The 15,792-nt window shown below is 29.7% G+C and carries 16 protein-coding genes and 1 pseudogene; 3 read left to right on the top strand and 14 right to left on the bottom strand.

Features of this window, described 5'->3' with window-relative positions; genetic code table 11:
• The first annotated feature begins 104 nt into the window (after positions 1 to 104).
• On the top strand, positions 105 to 953 hold the full coding sequence (locus tag A8C32_RS14940) for a DUF2911 domain-containing protein (protein WP_069831224.1): 849 nt from the start codon (positions 105 to 107) through the stop codon (positions 951 to 953).
• Positions 954 to 1,057: 104 nt separating this feature from the next.
• Here the strand turns inward: A8C32_RS14940 and A8C32_RS21400 are convergent, their stop codons facing one another.
• From A8C32_RS21400 to A8C32_RS14925, 4 genes and pseudogenes are all read right to left on the bottom strand, one after another.
• Positions 1,058 to 1,459 (bottom strand): hypothetical protein, encoded by a 402-nt coding sequence (locus A8C32_RS21400; RefSeq protein ID WP_349267252.1) that lies wholly within the window; start codon positions 1,457 to 1,459, stop codon positions 1,058 to 1,060.
• A 195-nt stretch (positions 1,460 to 1,654) separates the two neighbouring features.
• Positions 1,655 to 1,996, bottom strand: a pseudogene (locus A8C32_RS21395) (Gfo/Idh/MocA family protein).
• Positions 1,997 to 2,439: 443 nt separating this feature from the next.
• Positions 2,440 to 2,634, bottom strand: coding sequence for a hypothetical protein (locus A8C32_RS14930; RefSeq protein WP_069831223.1), 195 nt, complete (start codon positions 2,632 to 2,634; stop codon positions 2,440 to 2,442).
• A 108-nt stretch (positions 2,635 to 2,742) separates the two neighbouring features.
• Positions 2,743 to 3,096: a hypothetical protein gene (locus A8C32_RS14925; protein WP_069831222.1), complete on the bottom strand. Its 354-nt coding sequence runs from the start codon at positions 3,094 to 3,096 to the stop codon at positions 2,743 to 2,745.
• 395 nt (positions 3,097 to 3,491) lie between these two features.
• Between A8C32_RS14925 and A8C32_RS14920 the strand changes: the two genes are divergently transcribed.
• A complete protein-coding gene (locus A8C32_RS14920) occupies positions 3,492 to 3,878 on the top strand; it encodes a transposase (protein WP_240491784.1) in 387 nt (128 codons plus the stop codon).
• Positions 3,879 to 4,052: 174 nt separating this feature from the next.
• Here A8C32_RS14920 and A8C32_RS14915 read toward each other — a convergent pair whose 3' ends face one another.
• The 10 genes from A8C32_RS14915 to A8C32_RS14870 form a co-directional block, all read right to left on the bottom strand.
• Positions 4,053 to 5,765: a sodium:solute symporter family protein gene (locus A8C32_RS14915; RefSeq protein ID WP_069831221.1), complete on the bottom strand. Its 1,713-nt coding sequence runs from the start codon at positions 5,763 to 5,765 to the stop codon at positions 4,053 to 4,055.
• A gap of 114 nt (positions 5,766 to 5,879) precedes the next feature.
• Positions 5,880 to 8,405, bottom strand: coding sequence for a PIG-L family deacetylase (locus A8C32_RS14910; RefSeq protein ID WP_069831220.1), 2,526 nt, complete (start codon positions 8,403 to 8,405; stop codon positions 5,880 to 5,882).
• 288 nt (positions 8,406 to 8,693) lie between these two features.
• Entirely contained in the window at positions 8,694 to 9,233 is a 540-nt protein-coding gene (locus A8C32_RS14905) for a mechanosensitive ion channel domain-containing protein (RefSeq protein WP_069831219.1), read from the bottom strand.
• Positions 9,234 to 9,286: 53 nt separating this feature from the next.
• Positions 9,287 to 10,234 (bottom strand): septum formation inhibitor Maf, encoded by a 948-nt coding sequence (locus tag A8C32_RS14900; RefSeq protein WP_069831218.1) that lies wholly within the window; start codon positions 10,232 to 10,234, stop codon positions 9,287 to 9,289.
• A 217-nt stretch (positions 10,235 to 10,451) separates the two neighbouring features.
• The gene (locus A8C32_RS14895) at positions 10,452 to 11,507 is read right to left on the bottom strand and encodes an NHL repeat-containing protein (protein WP_069831217.1); all 1,056 of its coding nucleotides are present in this window, start codon (positions 11,505 to 11,507) and stop codon (positions 10,452 to 10,454) included.
• A gap of 6 nt (positions 11,508 to 11,513) precedes the next feature.
• A complete protein-coding gene (locus A8C32_RS14890) occupies positions 11,514 to 12,119 on the bottom strand; it encodes a Maf-like protein (protein ID WP_069831216.1) in 606 nt (201 codons plus the stop codon).
• The gene (locus A8C32_RS14885) at positions 12,119 to 13,033 is read right to left on the bottom strand and encodes a geranylgeranylglycerol-phosphate geranylgeranyltransferase (protein ID WP_083253372.1); all 915 of its coding nucleotides are present in this window, start codon (positions 13,031 to 13,033) and stop codon (positions 12,119 to 12,121) included. The genes A8C32_RS14890 and A8C32_RS14885 overlap by 1 nt, the downstream gene beginning before the upstream one ends.
• 78 nt (positions 13,034 to 13,111) lie before the next feature.
• Entirely contained in the window at positions 13,112 to 13,528 is a 417-nt protein-coding gene (locus A8C32_RS14880; protein WP_069831214.1) for a hypothetical protein, read from the bottom strand.
• Between the two features lie 38 nt (positions 13,529 to 13,566).
• A complete protein-coding gene (locus A8C32_RS14875) occupies positions 13,567 to 14,097 on the bottom strand; it encodes a KdsC family phosphatase (RefSeq protein WP_069831213.1) in 531 nt (176 codons plus the stop codon).
• The gene (locus A8C32_RS14870; protein ID WP_069831212.1) at positions 14,078 to 14,845 is read right to left on the bottom strand and encodes a Rossmann-like and DUF2520 domain-containing protein; all 768 of its coding nucleotides are present in this window, start codon (positions 14,843 to 14,845) and stop codon (positions 14,078 to 14,080) included. Before A8C32_RS14870 ends, A8C32_RS14875 begins: the two co-directional genes overlap by 20 nt.
• A gap of 124 nt (positions 14,846 to 14,969) precedes the next feature.
• On the opposite strand from A8C32_RS14870, the gene A8C32_RS14865 reads away from it, so the two are divergent.
• Entirely contained in the window at positions 14,970 to 15,359 is a 390-nt protein-coding gene (locus tag A8C32_RS14865; protein WP_069831211.1) for a group III truncated hemoglobin, read from the top strand.
• The last annotated feature ends 433 nt before the right edge of the window (positions 15,360 to 15,792 follow it).

Here is a 15,792-nt window from a genome sequence, read left to right as displayed (position 1 = left end):
ATATACGATGACTTATTTTAAGGTTTTGTTAACATTTAACGAAATTTGTATGCGTAAATTTATACCACAAATAATTAATCTGTATTATTAAATAAAAAATCAAAATGAGAAAATTACTATTTATGTTATTAGCATTTGCAACAGTATGCACTGTGAATGCACAAGTTAAAACACCGCAACCTAGTCCGTTTTCTAAAATAGAGCAGAAAGTGGGTTTAACCGATGTAACTCTAGAATATTCGAGACCTTCAATGCGTGATAGAGCTATTTTTGGAAACTTAGTACCTTATGGAAAGTTATGGAGAACTGGAGCTAATGCTAATACTAAAATTACATTTAGTGATGCAGTAGTTATTTCTGGACAAACTTTAAAAGCAGGGACTTATGCTATTTTTACAAAGCCTAATGAAAAATCATGGGAAGTAATATTTTATGCTGATGCTGATAATTGGGGAACACCAAAAACATGGGATGACACTAAAGTAGCTGCTAAAGCAACTGTTGATGTTATTAAAATGCCTGTGAAAATTGAAACTTTTACTATGACATTTGATGACCTAACTAATAAATCTGCTGCTTTAGGAATATTATGGGAAGATGTTTATGTTGGTGTTACTTTTGAAGTACCTACAGATAAAGGAGTTAGTGCTAGTATAGAGAGTGTTATGAATGGTCCAGGAGCTAGAGATTATTTTTCGGCAGCTGTTTACTATTTACAAGAAGGTAAAGATATTAATAAAGCTAAAACTTGGATTGATAAAGCCATTGAAATATCTAAAGATAATCCTCCTTTTTGGATGCTTAGACAACAATCTTTAATTCATGCTAAGGCAGGAGATAAAAAAGGAGCTATTGCTGCTGCTAAAAAATCTTTAGCTGGTGCTGAAAAAGCCGGAAATGCTGATTATGTAAAAATGAATAAAGATTCTCTTAAAGAATGGGGAGCTAAATAGTTTTCTACATTTAGTAAATATTTAAAGCGCAACTTAAATAAGTTGCGCTTTTTTATGAGTTATGTTTTATTTTGCAGAAAATTTTAAAATGAGTAGAGTGTTATTTAATATTTTAAACCGATTAAATGTCTAATACGATCAAGAGTTTTTATGAGTTCTAGACTAAACTCAAAAGACATAATATTACTTTCTGTTTTTTCTTGGCGTAGTAGTTGGTTAAAATGAATAATTTCGTAATTATAACCAATAGTCGTGTAGTTAAAATCTATGATCTCTGCTTTTTCTTCTGCGACTATCGTTACTGTAGTAGGAGCAAAAAAGCTTTTATTAATTTTAATAGTTCCTTTTTCGCAATAAAAAATGGCTTCTTTAGGAGTATCTTCGAGAAGTGTACTTTTTAATAATGCAATTATGTTATTATCATACTTAAAAGCCATACTACAAGAAGAATTTGCACCATTATCAAAAAAAGAAGCTTGAGCTTCAATAGTTTTTGGGATTCCCAAAGTTGATAAGGTTGCAAAAATAGGGTAGATACCAATATCTAATAAACTGCCCCCGCCTCAAGACTTATTAAAAAGTCTTGAGTTATTGTTGAATGCTCTATAAAAGCCAAAATCGGCTTCTATTTTTGTTAATTTTCCATAAGTTTCATTTTTTAATTTGTTTAATACAAATTGGTAATGCGGTAAAAAGTAAGTTCAAAGTGCTTCCATAAGTAATACGTTTTTGAATTTAGCTTTATTTATCATTTGTGCTACTTCTTCGGTATTCATAGCAAACGGTTTTTCGCATAAAACGGCTATGCCATTTTCTTAACATAAAAGAGTATTTTCTTTATGTAATAGGTGAGGAGTTGCTATATAAACGACATCAATATTAGAGTCTTTTGCTAAGGCTTCATAATTGTTATAGGCTTTAGAAGCTCTATATTTTGCAGCAAAGGCGTCTGCTTTTTCTTGGGATCTTGAGGCTACTGCATAAAGTTGAGTATTTTCAACTGTTAATAAATCTTGAGCAAATTTGTTAGCAATATTCCCCAAACCAATAATCCCCAGTTTATAGTTTTATCTTGTTTTTGCATAGAGAAAAGTTTTTATAAAATTATTTAACCGCTGCTATAGTTTCCTTTTTAGAAATAAGGTATCACTTCTACCTTGAATAAAACTATGTTTAATTTTTTCTCCTCCTTGTGTTTCTATTACTTGAATAGAATCTATAATTTTATTTTCATTTTCAATAATTAAATAGCGTTTTATATTATTTTCAACGGTGTTTATTTTAAAATATCCTTATTTATCAGTTAACGAATAATTTTTTCTATTATATTTTTCATATTAATTATACAGATAATTAGATAACTTTATTAATTGTTATAATATTTATTGTATTCTCTTTTATTGTGAATTAAAAAATTGTATCTCCAGTAAAACTTTTTTCAATGAATTCCCCGTTTTGAGTACTCATAGATGGTATTATAACAACTCTATAATTCACCTCCTTTAATTTTATTTATCTCAAAATATCCATTTCTATCGGTTTTTACTACTAAACTATTAAGATTGTATATTTTTACATTTTCAATTGGTGTTTTTGATTCTATATCATATATGTATGAATGATAAGTTGTTTTACAACTAACAAATAGAACTATGAATAATAAAAAGGTTATATTTTTCATTTAAAATTTGTTTTTGTTAACCATATTAGAAATAATACATCTTTCTCATGAGCAATTGTAAAAAAATGACTTAAGTTAATTTTTGAATACTAGACTAAGGTTTTCATATTAGAGGCTATTAGGTAGCGTTTTGTTTATTGGCGTTAAAAAAATAGAATCATATCTAATTGTATCTTTTGTAAATCCATGTTTGCTTTTTGATTCAATTTGTTTTTCATGATAACCTTTCTTTTTTAAAATGAAACTATAAAATCCCATTGGAGCTTCTCCTCCAATTGCAAGTTTGTCTATGTAACTAATTTGTAAAAGATTAAAGAAGCCATTTTTGTTACTGACTGTTTCTGTATAATAATCTTCTGTTTTATTATTCCAAGTAATAATTTGTACTCTACCAATTTTTTCATGAGTATTTTCATCATAAATATTTCCAATAATATAAGGTCTACTAATTCTTTTCGTCACACAACTCGTAATTGAAGCAAAAAATAATACTAATATTAGGATATTGGCACGCTGTAGATTGGGTTAAGGAATACCACAATCAAACAATTAACTATCAGACTTTAAGAGCTTATTTAATACGTCATTTTAAAATCAAGAAAAAGCATCCAAGAAAATCACATTATAAACAAGAAAAACAAGCCCTATCGGTCTTTAAAAAAACTTCCTAATTTTCTAAAACAATTAAGATTAAGTCTTAATAAAGATTATAAATCCTTCAATCTTTATTTTCAAGATGAAAGTAGATTTGGCATGATGACTCATGTAGGGACAGTCCTGACAGCTCAAGGGGTAAAACCCATAGTAAATTATCAACAAGCTTTTAAAAACACGATTTATACGGAAGTTATTCTCCTATCGATGGAAGTCATTTTACTTGGGAAGTAGAAGGTGTAGATACCCTTATATTTGAAGCTTATCTTAAAGCATTTTCGCAACACAATCCTGAGGAATTAAAAATTGTGATTATTGATAATGCAGGGTTTCATTCTACTAAAAACATAAACCTCCCAGATAATATTAAACTTATTAGAATACCGCCATATTCTCCAGAGCTCAACCCTTGTGAGAAAGTATGGCAATATCTCAAAGAACAATTTAAAAATAAAACTTTTGATAATATTAAAGAACTTAAACTCTGGTTAAATAAAACTGTAAAAACTGAAATTAATAATGAAAACATAATCAGTATTGTTAAATCTGAATTTTATATAAATACCTTTAAGGATTGTTTTAAATTATAATTGGTATTATACCAATTGAGCTAAGACAATTAAGCCTAATAATTCTAACTATCGACAATATGAGTAAAAAATACCAAAACAAAAAAGCTACCTATAAAATAAAGTAGCTTTTTCGCATATTTCTTAAAGAGAAAATAAATTCCTCAAAACAGTAAACCCTATACTAACATATTATCACACCGAAACCATCTTTCCTTTTGGAGTTAATGTTTGAAGTATATATGCAATAGCCATGACGATAACACAGCCAACAAAATTCAACCATAAAAAAGGCAAGTTAATTATGTCGTATAAATCTAAAAGATATAGAGCAATAACTATAATTTGAGTAATTAAGGCACCTATAAAAACGGCATTGCTTTTTACGAATTTAAAGAAAAATGCCAATAGAAAAATACCTAAAACATTACCATAAAAAATAGAACCTATAATATTTACTAATTGAATTAAATTTTCAGCAAGATTAGCAATACATGCTACACCAATGGCAATAATACCCCAAGCAAAAGTGAACCACCTAGAAGCTTTAACCATCTCTTCTTCAGTTTTTTTACTGGTATTACGTTTATATAAATCTATGGTGGTTGTAGACCCTAATGCATTTAATTCACTAGCTGTACTAGACATGGCAGCACTTAAAATAACAGCTAAAAGTAAGCCTATTAAACCTCGTGGTAAATTGTTTAAAATAAAGTGAATAAACACATAATCTTTATCATTACTCTCTACTTTTATATTTTGAGCTTCAGAGGCTTTGTCTATTAATACTCTAGCTTCTTTCCTGATTTCATCGTTTGCTTCATTAGCTATTGAAATGTATTTGGCAGCTTCAGGGTTTTCAGATTTAATAAATGAACTAATGATTTTTTGTTTATCATTAAAAATATCTTGCTGTTCTTTTTGAAGGGTTTTAAAATCTTCGGCGTATTCAGAATTTAAAACAACCTCTGTTGCTGTTGGGTTAAAATTAACGGGTGCTTTATTAAATTGATAGAATACAAAAACCATTACACCAACTAGTAGAATAAAGAATTGCATAGGTATTTTTAATAAGCCATTAAAAATTAAACCGAGTTGCATTTCTTTAACAGATTTACCAGATAGGTAACGTTGTACTTGACTTTGGTCTGTCCCAAAATAAGATAACATTAAAAACGTACCTCCAATAATACCACTCCAAAAGGTATATCTATTATTCAAGTTAAATGAAAAGTCTAAAACTTCCATTTTACCACTAGCTCCTGCAATTTGTATGGCTTTGCTAAATGTGATGTCTTGAGGAAGTTTACTAACTATTAAAAAGAAAGCGACTAACATACCTATAAAAATAACAACCATTTGGTGTTTTTGGGTGACGTTTACTGCACGTGTACCTCCAGAAACGGTATAAATGATTACTAGTAGACCAATAATGATGTTTAGGGTGAGTAAATCCCAACCTAAAACTACCGATAAGATTATAGCTGGTGCAAAAATGGTAATTCCTGCGGCTAAGCCACGCTGAATTAAAAATAAAATAGCTGCTAAGGTTCGTGTTTTTAAATCGAATCTATTCTCTAAAAACTCGTAAGCTGTATATACTTTAAGGCGGTGGTATAGAGGTATAAATATGAGACAAATTACAATCATGGCTATAGGAAGTCCAAAATAAAACTGAACAAAGCCCATACCGTCATTAAATGCTTGTCCTGGGGTCGATAAGAACGTAATTGCACTGGCTTGAGTTGCCATTACAGATAATCCTATAGTCCACCATTTGGAGGTATTACCGCCTCTTAAATAATCTTTTACATTTTTGCTTCCTCGTGTTTGCCATGTACCGTAGCCCACAATAGCTAGTAGGGTTACTAGAAGTACCACCCAATCAATCCATTCTAACTTTTGCATATTAAAAGGCTTGTGTAATTAGGTAAAAGGCTAAAAAATAAAGTGCATTAGCTATTAAAACTATGGAATATAGTTTAAGCCAAGGCTGTTTATGTCGTTTTTTATCGGTCATAATTAATCGTTTAATTGGGGAGCTTGTTTTAAGTTTTCTTTTCCTATAGAGAGCATGTTAGCAAATAAGCGATAAGCACCAGAAACACCTGCTGGAAACTCTCTAAAAAAGCTTAATCCAGTATATATATAATGACCTTTACCGTGTTTAGCGACTAGTAAGCTTCCTTTTTTAGGTTTTTCGTTTTTATCATTCATAGATAGGATAGGAGTGAACTTATTAGACCAACTACTTGGAAAATATAAACCACGTTCTTGCGTCCAACCTTGAAAATCTTGTTGCGTTATTTTATTTGGGTAATTTAAAACAGGATGTTCTGGATTTAAAAAGCGAACTTCTGCATTTTCATCGGTAACTCTATCTCTCGATAGTTTTAAATTATAAGGGGCTAGTTCTTCAGTTTTTAATCTGTGACTGGTATTATATTGTACAATCATGTTTCCGCCTTCAGCAACAAAATCAAATAATTGTTGTTGCTTAAATTTTAAATCTTCAAGAATATTATAAGCTCTAATACCAACAACAACGGCATCAAACCTGCTTAAAGTTTCGGTATTTATGTCTTCTGGTTTTATTATTCTCACGTTATAACCTATTTGTTGTAAACTTTGCGGTACAACATCACCAGCACCTTGAATGTAGCCAATGTTTTCACCTTTCTTTTTAATATCTAAGCGAACAATTTTACTTTCACTAGGTAGTAAAACAGTTTGAAAGGGAATATGTTCGTACCCAATTTCTATAAGTTCTTTAGAGTAATTTTTCCCATTAATGGTTACAATGGGCGTTATATTGCCTTCGCTCTGGTTTTTTGGAGGAATTACTGTAAATATTAATGTTTGTTCTTCGCCTTTATTAATAATATTTACTTTTTGTTTTTCAGGGTAAATATTCCAATTTTTAGGATGATTTATGCTTACTGTACCTTCTAAATTATCACGTCCCGCCTTTACAACAACAGTGATGTCGCGCTGTTTGTCATTTTCAAAAATGATAACCTTATCTGTAATTTTAGCAGAAACTTCTGGAATAATTTCAAAAGGTCTGTATAATTCTCCTTTATCTGGTTTAGAGTAACGTTGTATAATACTTTTTGTAATGGTAAGAGGTATATTATTAATCTCTAAATTAAAATTTATGCTAAGTGTTCTTGGTGTTTCGGGAAGTCCTATTAAATTTTTATTATCTACATGATACATCCCTAAGGTTCCTTTTTTACTCAACCAATATGGTGTTGTTGGTTGGGCGTTGTTTGCAATTTCAATAGTTTCTTTAAAAGTATGCTTTACATTATTTTGTAGTATTATGCTTTTTGAAATATTTAAACCATTAGTACTATTAATACTTTTTAAAGTTATAGGAAGTGTACTTCTGTTAAGTGCTTCTATACTTAAATTAACGGTTTCGTTTTGAGTTGTCCAATTGGTTTCTGCAGAGGCTTCCAAATATAAACCTGCGCACATTTCAATGATAGCCTTTAATTCCTTTGTTTTTTGTGTTTTCCAATGGTCGTTGTCAATAGATTGAAGGAGTTTGTATGCTTCAATTAATTGAGGTATATGTTCTGATGGCGTTGTGAAATTAAAGTTTTTTTCAATTTCATATAAAATGGCTCCTATAGCTTTTCCGCCTTTTACACGATTCCAAGAGGTATCTATTCCTGAAAAGATATCTTTTTTATTAGATATAGGTGTACCCTTTAAAAATTCGATATATTCTTGTTGCGTACCGCGTTGCGATAAACGACCAAAACCTTGGCATAAGTGTTGGCTACTAGCTAAGGCTGCTACTTCGTTATTGGATAGTCCTTTAAGTGGGTAATAGGTGCCAATATCGAAATGGAGCATGTTACTCTTGTCTACTTTTTCAAATTTTTCTTTACTACCATAAAACCACCAATTGGTATTAAAAAATAGGCGTTGTGGTTTCCATAGTCCAACATTTTTTACTTGAGCAGGGTATGCGGTGTTTTTGTTAGCCAAATCGAAAGCTTCAACACTTAGCATGGCAGAACTTGTATGGTGGCCATGAGTGGTGCCTGGTGTTCTATGGTCGAATCTATTTATAATAACATCAGGTTTAAATTTTCTTATGGCTAAAACTACATCGCTAAGTACTTGATCTTTATTCCATATTTCTAGAGTTTCATCTGGATGTTTAGAATATCCAAAATCGTTAGCTCTAGTAAATAATTGTTCGCCACCATCAATACGTCTTGCAGCTAATAATTCTTGTGTTCTTATTACACCTAGAAGTTCTCTAATTTCTGGTCCAATAAGGTTTTGTCCACCATCACCACGTGTTAATGATAAATAAGCGGTTCTTGCTTTTACATGATTAGACATGTAAGATATTAGACGTGTGTTTTCATCATCTGGATGCGCGGCTACGTATAATACAGAACCTAAAAAGTTAAGTTTTTGTATGGATTCGTAAATGTTTGAAGATGAAGGTGTTTTTGGTTTTTGAGCTTGGGTATAAAAACAAAAAAAGTAAGTAAAAATGAGGAATGAATAACGTTTTAGCATAATAATTTTTAGCTTTTAAATCAAAAATATAAAAAGAAGAAGCTCAATCTATGGTTTTAATGTTTATTTAACGTTAGCTACTCCTGCTTATTTTATAAATATTTAGGGATATGTTTTTTTTAAATTTAAGTATTAGCAAATGAGCTTTTGTGACCTTACTTAAGATTTATTTGTTTAGAAGTGTTTTATCTGTTTGAAAATGAGTTTGATGTGTGGTTAAGTTGTGTTTGTTAAAATAAATTGGACTCTTAATTTTAGAGTATGTATTGTAAAAATTTGACTTATTATTTAAACAATATCTGCACCATCATCTTCTACTTCCATAGCATCTTTTTCAACTAAAGTAACGGCTCTTTGTAGCATTAAATTATTTGGGTATGTTACCAAATCTCCATTGTCTAAACGTAAGTTAAGCTGAAAGGCTCTAATATCTTCAATAATAGCCTCAGTAGGAATGTCTTTATCATGAATTTTTACTTTATCACCTACTTTATAAGGAAAAGAAAAGAACATAATAACACCAGATGTTACATTGCTTAAAATAGACCATACTGCAAATAATGCAATACCAAGAATAGCAAAAACAGAAGAGAATACAACAGCAAGTTCTTTAAAACCAGCACCAAAAACAAAAGTTTCTATAAGTATAACTATTAAAATTAGTGTTACACTAATGTATTTACGCATAAGCCTTATTCTAGGTGTAATGATACCATTTTTTTTTGCAATTCTTGTAATAGCAAAAGTTGTAATGAGTTTTATAAGTAGAAAAGAGAAAAGAACAATAGCACTTATTATTAATTCATTCTTGTAGGTATCAAAAAACATAGGTATTTATTATTTTAAACTTGATATAAAGATGAAATCAAAGATAAATAACTTTAGTTTAGCTGAAGTGTTTTTCTAAGTGTTTCATCTTTATTGTTGTTTTTGTTCCAATAAGCAGATTTAATAGTTTCTAATTTAGAAGCTTTTGTGGTCATTATCTTAGCTTTATTACCAAAACCACTTTTAAATGTTTCTTCCCAGCCTAAAATATCATAAGGGAAATTTGAATTAAATTTAATAATTAAGGTTCTATTTAAATCTGGATAGAATATTGTGTACGTGTTATTACTTATTGAAGCATTCGCTGCGTATGCTTTTATTGGAACATGACGCAATCGTGTGTACTCAAATGAAGGAATGATTTGTAAATCTCCTGTAGGAAGGGATTTAGGATTAATGCGTAATTGTGTCCATAATTCGTTTTCTAATATGTTTTTTTTCATTTTGAAGTTGATATCTGCTTCACCTTCAAAATAAGAATGAGACATAATTTCAAATTGTTCCCTGTTATTTAATTGTGCATAAACATGTCCACACCACTCCTGCATAGAACTAGATACCTTTATAGCATGTTTGTTATTAGAAATAGGGTAAAAAGTACTTTGCATAATAGAATAAGGATAAATACCTGTATTAAATTTTTTAGTAGCATTTAACTTTAATATAGGAATGTTATTAGAGTTCCTTGAGTCTGCTTTAACTTGTACGTTAGGTAAAAAATCTTCGGTAACATAAACTAAAATAGCATGCCCTTGTCGTATTTCTCCATAACGGGCTTGCTCTAATTTATACGATGATATTTCTGCTTCACCTGCATACCAATATTTGTTAAAATCTGGATTAGTTTTTTTTAAAGTAGAAGAACTGGTGTTGGAAGTTGTATTTAATGCTAAAAGGGGATTAACTTTTTGTTTTGCACAGCTAAAAGTTACAAATACTAAACCAATAGCTAACCAGAATAACACTTTGGTTTTAATGTTTTTTATGAATTTATGTATCATGATATTAATCTTTATAATGATCTCATCTTAATTTTTTAGAATAACAGAAAAGGGAAGAAGAGTTTAATTTAGGTTTAAATAATACATAAATTTACAAAGTTTTAATCATTATACCATGTTATTTAACTTTTCATAAAGTAAAAAGCACATTTAAAGTTTTTCGAATAAAACGAAAAACTTTAAATGTGCTCAATATTAAATGGTATAAAAATTAAGGTTATTTCTTTAAATCAATTGCAGAAATAGTATAAGGTTTACTGTGTTTAGTGTTTTCCATACCTGGAGCAACCATTAAATCGAAATTAGAAATGATAAGTGTGTCGTTATATACGATTAAGTCAGCAGGTTGATCTATCTGTCCGTTGCTACCATCATTATCTGGGTAATCGGCAATAATAGTAATCTTTTTGTTTGTGTCCACCTTTAAAATCTGATTTTTTAAGAAACCAGCAATATAAATATTATCATTGCTATCTACATTAATACCATCCATTCCAGAGGTTTTTGGTATGTTAACATATAATTCATCTTTAATAACTTTGTTACCAGCATTATTAAGTGTAAGTTTAATAATTTCGCCATCTCCAAAATCACCAACAAATAATTCTCCTGCTTTATTAAATACTAATCCGTCAAGACCAACTTTTCTTTTTGGATTTTTGGTTTCGGTTGTAAAGATTAAATTAGAATCACTTTTATTGTTATTAACTTTTATGTTTCTATCTGTAGCTTTAAAGCAATAAAGGCCACTAGTTAAATTTTTAGATTTTATTTTTGTTAATTTAGGTTGCGTAACATAAAGGTTATCATTATGGTAGCGTAGCCCGTTAGGTTGCGCCATACCATGAGCGATAATCTCGATATTTGAATCACCGTTTTCATTGAATGTAACACGTAATAGTCTGCCTTGTTGCTTACCTTGATTGTCACAAACATATAAACTACCGTCTGGTGCATAAGCAATGCCCATTGGGCGTGCTTTTCTATCGGCTGAAACGCCTGGTAATTCGATAAGTTTAGAAACTTTTTTGTCTTTAGATATTTTTACAATAACGCTAGATATTGTTTTATCGGCAAAATTAGGGCAAGATAATGTTAGTGAGCCATCTGGTGCAATATCGAATGCATCTGGAGTAGGACAGTAATCTGGTAATTCTACAAACAGAGTTGCTGGTTGAGGCGTATTTTTATTTTGAGATAGGCTTAAATTTGGGATTAAGCTAAAGCCTAATATAATAGCCATTGATAAGGATGAGAAACTAAGTTTTTTCATATATTTTTATTTTATAATTTTTTCCTTTTGAGAAATATCATTTAATGTTTTATAAAGTAGGTGAGTGGGTAATCCCATAACGTTAAAATAAGATCCCTCTATTTTGGTAACTCCAATTTGACCTATCCAATCCTGAATGCCATAGGCGCCAGCTTTATCAAACGGTTTGTCTTTTTTTATATAATACCATATTTCTTCATCAGATAGCATGCCAAAAGTAACTTTAGTAATATTATGAAGCGTTTTTTCATAATCAGTTTTAGTAAAACACACAGATGTTATGACTTCATGAGTAGAATTACTTAAAGATTTTAATATGCTAAAAGCATCGTTTTCATCTTTTGGTTTTCCTAATGCTTTATTGTTATACCAGACTATGGTATCACTTGTAATAAGTATATCATTAGGTTTTAATTCGTCTTTAAAAGGTAATGCTTTTAATTGAGCTAAGTAATTACTAATCTCAAAATGTGTTAAACGTGGTGGGTATTCTTCTTTTATGGATTTTAGTCTAATTTCAAAGTCTAAGCCTAGATCTTTAAAAAATGCTTGTCTTCTAGGAGATCCTGAAGCCAAAATAATATGGTAGTTTTTTAGTTTGTTGTTAAGCATTATTTTAGAATAACATATTTGTATAAAAGTAAAGAAAGCATACCAAAGAACATTACTAATTTATATATATTACTTATGTGATGATAATCTTGCTTTGTTTTAGCACTGAAGGTTTTAATAGTTGTATAGATTAGAGGGCCTACAACCAAGAGTAAAAAATAGATAACAGCTATGGCATTTTTATATAAATCATTAATAACATATAATAGGATAGCAAGTAATGGGCTGAGCGATAAAACAAATAATACATTAGTGGCGCGTTCTCTTCCAATTGCTATTGGTAAGGTATTCATACCTGCTTTGTAGTCTCCATCTATGTCCTCAATATCTTTAGCTATTTCTCGTAATAAATTAATTATGAAAGCAAATAAAGCATAATCAAGAATGGTTTTAAAAAAGATAATTTGAATATCTCTATTGTAAGAGGTTAAACCAGGGAGTAATTCAAATACCCCAACAATAATAATGCTTAAAGCAACGAGTGTTGATATTACAATATTACCTATAAGTAATGTACGTTTTAAATGAGTTGCATATATATATAGCAATGCAGAGATAATAACAAACAAAGAAAAAAAAGATGCTTTATTAACTGAATGAGATAAATAAAACCCGATGCCAACACCTAGTAAATTGAAAATTATAAAAAGGTTGTATGCTGTTTTTTCTGAAATGGTTTTACCAACTATAATTTTATCTGGTTTGTTTATAAAATCGGTTTCTATATCGTTAATATCATTAATAATATTTCCAGCGGCAGCAATACATACAGTGGCTATAATTAAAAGTGTAATACCTAATCCATCTAAACTTGTTTGCGCTCCAAAAGGAGTTAAAAAAGCATATTTAATAAGTAATTGAACAAGAGCAATCATTATTAGGTTTTTCCAACGTATGAGGTTTAAGAAGTTCAAAATTTAGTATTTAAAAGTTTAGAGAATTATATTTATATGTACAGAAAGTAATATAACTGTAGAAAGTTAAAAGGGATGTTAGGCGTTATTTGATTGTTTTTTTATTGGATTTTTGAATTCAGGTTTTAATTTTTTAGGTGAATTATTAAATTCTATAGCATTTAAGTCTGACTTTAAACTGAGTAGTGTTTCTATCATAAATTTATCTAAATCATCAGGAATTTCCATTTTGCTATTTTGGAATTGTTTAACAAGTATATTTAAATAATTAGAAATTGTTTTTTGTCCGTCAGCATCAAGAAACATTTCTTGAGACCAATAATCTAGAGTTATTATTTTGATTTTTCCATTAACACTTTTTTCAAATAAAGAAATTTGCTCAGAATTTAACCAATCCCATTTTTTTGTTCGTGAAAAATATTTATCCTTTTCAGAGTATGTTTTTATGAACTTAAACTCAGGAAGTTCTTTTTTCTTTTTAAGAAAATTAAACATATACCGTATCTTAGATTGTTTCTATTTTAACTTCTAACTCAATCATACTTAGCATTAAAATTGCCACTCCATTTCCCTTGTACTTTTAAGACTTGCTCAATCACATCACGTACAGCACCTTTTCCTCCTTTTTTATGCGAAACGTATTTTGAAATGCCTTTTATTTCTGGTACAGCATCTTGCGGACAACAAGGCAAACCGATACCTTTCATAACTGGATAGTCTGGAATATCATCTCCCATATATAGTGTATTTTCAGATTTAATCCCTTTTTTATTAAAATAATCGTCAAGCTGTTCTATTTTATTATGAGCGCCTAAATAAACATCTAAAATACCTAAGTTTTTTAAACGTATGCGAACACCTTCATTTGATCCTCCAGAAATAATACACACATTAAAGCCTCTGTCTACAGCAGTTTTAAGAGCGTAACCATCTTTAATATTCATAGTTCTTAACATATCCCCAGTAGCTGTAATATGGACTGTTCCATCTGTTAAAACACCATCTACATCAAAAATAAATGTGGTGATATGTTCTAAATATTCTTTATAACTTTTTTCTTCCATGGGTATGCTGTATTGATGCTGTTAAGAGGTTATATATATCTTTATGATGTTTGCTTTCTAGCGTTTTTAAATGCTTCTTTATTGTTTTTTTGTCGTTTCGTTTTGCAGGACCCGTTTGGGCTTTAAAAGGAGATAATTCCAAAATCTTTTTTGAAGTTTCTAAAATAAGTGGTTTTAGTAAATCAAATTCAGCACCTTCAGACTCTGTGATCTCATGCCCAATTCTATATAATTGATTTGTGAAATTATTAACGAAAACAGCAGCTACATGTAAAACACGCCTTTGGTCACTATTTATTCTTTTGGTTGGGCTACCAATGCTTGTTGTTAACTCCTTTAAAAGCGGATAACTTTTTTTATCTATAGTTTCAATACAAATTGGTACGTTGGCAAAATCTATTTTAGAATTTTTGCTAAATGTTTGTAACGGATACAGTACGCCACGTTTATGTTTTTTGTCAATATCATAAACACTAACACTACCTGAAGTATGTACTACAAGTCTATTTTCGAAAGGAAGTTGAGAAGAAAGTTCAGCAATTACATCATCACTAACCGCTAAAATATATACATCAGCTTTTTTTAGTGTATTAAGATTATCTGTAATATCAACTTTGTTTTTATATGGGGTTATAACATCTAAACTTCTATTAAACCATTGAATAACAGATGTGCTTTCTGTATTACTAAAAGCTTTATATAAATGAGTTGCTACATTGCCTGCACCAAGAATTACTATTGAAATCATAAGGCAAAAATAAGTAAGAATTACGGTTTATAATTTATGATTTGTGATTTTTTGTTTAGTATTATGTGAGTAGTATTTATAAGTATCAGAGAATCTCTGTATAAAAACCTTAATTTTGCAACCTATGAAAAAAGACCTTAAAACCAGAGAAGATGTATTTTTATTAGTGTCATCATTCTACAAAAAAGTAAGAGCAGATACTGTTTTAGGATCTTTTTTTAATGACGTTATCAAAGATTGGGATGCACACCTAGATCGATTAACAACATTTTGGGAATCGAGTTTATTTTTAAAAACGAAATACCTAGGAAACCCTTTAGAAATTCATGTGAAAGTTGATGCTGAAAATAACAATAGTATTACAGAATTACATTTTGGGCTATGGTTAAATTTATGGTTTCAAACCATTGATGAGCTTTTTGAAGGAGATTATGCAGAAAATGCTAAAAGACGTGCTCGAAAAATGGGAACGTTTTTACATCTAAAGATTTTTGAAGCGAGATCTGGTAAGTAAAAAATAGACAGAACATCGATTTCTGTGTTTTTTGTAGTCTTTTATAGTTTGTTAATCTAAAGTTAAAACATGTATTTAACCCGAGTTTCCAATTTTAAATTATCTGTTTGATTTGAAAAGCAATCACAAACAGTATTAGTTTTATAATAAATCCATTTTTGATTTTAAATTGAAAAGAATTAATCAGTAAATCAATGACTTAAGGGTGGGTGAGATTCTTAATTAATACCAGTTTACGTATGAGAAGAGCAACAATCATGGTGCGCAACCTATATTGTGTAAGTTGCGCAAACAGAATAAAAGATGAATTATTATAATTAAAAAACATTTCTAGTATTTATGTGTACTTAAGAGAGGCATCTATATCATTTAATTTTAATACAGCAAACGATATTTCTACAATAGAGAATCATTTAACATTTTTAGGATATCC

The organism is Flavivirga aquatica (genome assembly GCF_001747085.1).
Taxonomy (GTDB): domain Bacteria; phylum Bacteroidota; class Bacteroidia; order Flavobacteriales; family Flavobacteriaceae; genus Algibacter_C; species Algibacter_C aquatica.
The sequence above is the reverse complement of the archived record's forward strand: the minus strand, read 5'-3'. Positions and strand labels throughout refer to the sequence as shown.

Excerpts from the sequence above, each read along its gene's own strand:
- A8C32_RS14940 (WP_069831224.1), top strand. The coding sequence starts at position 105 with ATGAGAAAATTACTATTTATGTTATTAGCATTTGCAACAGTATGCACT.
- A8C32_RS14930 (WP_069831223.1), bottom strand. The coding sequence starts at position 2,634 with ATGAAAAATATAACCTTTTTATTATTCATAGTTCTATTTGTTAGTTGT.
- A8C32_RS14915 (WP_069831221.1), bottom strand. The coding sequence starts at position 5,765 with ATGCAAAAGTTAGAATGGATTGATTGGGTGGTACTTCTAGTAACCCTA.
- A8C32_RS14910 (WP_069831220.1), bottom strand. The coding sequence starts at position 8,405 with ATGCTAAAACGTTATTCATTCCTCATTTTTACTTACTTTTTTTGTTTT.
- A8C32_RS14905 (WP_069831219.1), bottom strand. The coding sequence starts at position 9,233 with ATGTTTTTTGATACCTACAAGAATGAATTAATAATAAGTGCTATTGTT.
- A8C32_RS14900 (WP_069831218.1), bottom strand. The coding sequence starts at position 10,234 with ATGATACATAAATTCATAAAAAACATTAAAACCAAAGTGTTATTCTGG.
- A8C32_RS14895 (WP_069831217.1), bottom strand. The coding sequence starts at position 11,507 with ATGAAAAAACTTAGTTTCTCATCCTTATCAATGGCTATTATATTAGGC.
- A8C32_RS14890 (WP_069831216.1), bottom strand. The coding sequence starts at position 12,119 with ATGCTTAACAACAAACTAAAAAACTACCATATTATTTTGGCTTCAGGA.
- A8C32_RS14880 (WP_069831214.1), bottom strand. The coding sequence starts at position 13,528 with ATGTTTAATTTTCTTAAAAAGAAAAAAGAACTTCCTGAGTTTAAGTTC.
- A8C32_RS14875 (WP_069831213.1), bottom strand. The coding sequence starts at position 14,097 with ATGGAAGAAAAAAGTTATAAAGAATATTTAGAACATATCACCACATTT.
- A8C32_RS14870 (WP_069831212.1), bottom strand. The coding sequence starts at position 14,845 with ATGATTTCAATAGTAATTCTTGGTGCAGGCAATGTAGCAACTCATTTA.
- A8C32_RS14865 (WP_069831211.1), top strand. The coding sequence starts at position 14,970 with ATGAAAAAAGACCTTAAAACCAGAGAAGATGTATTTTTATTAGTGTCA.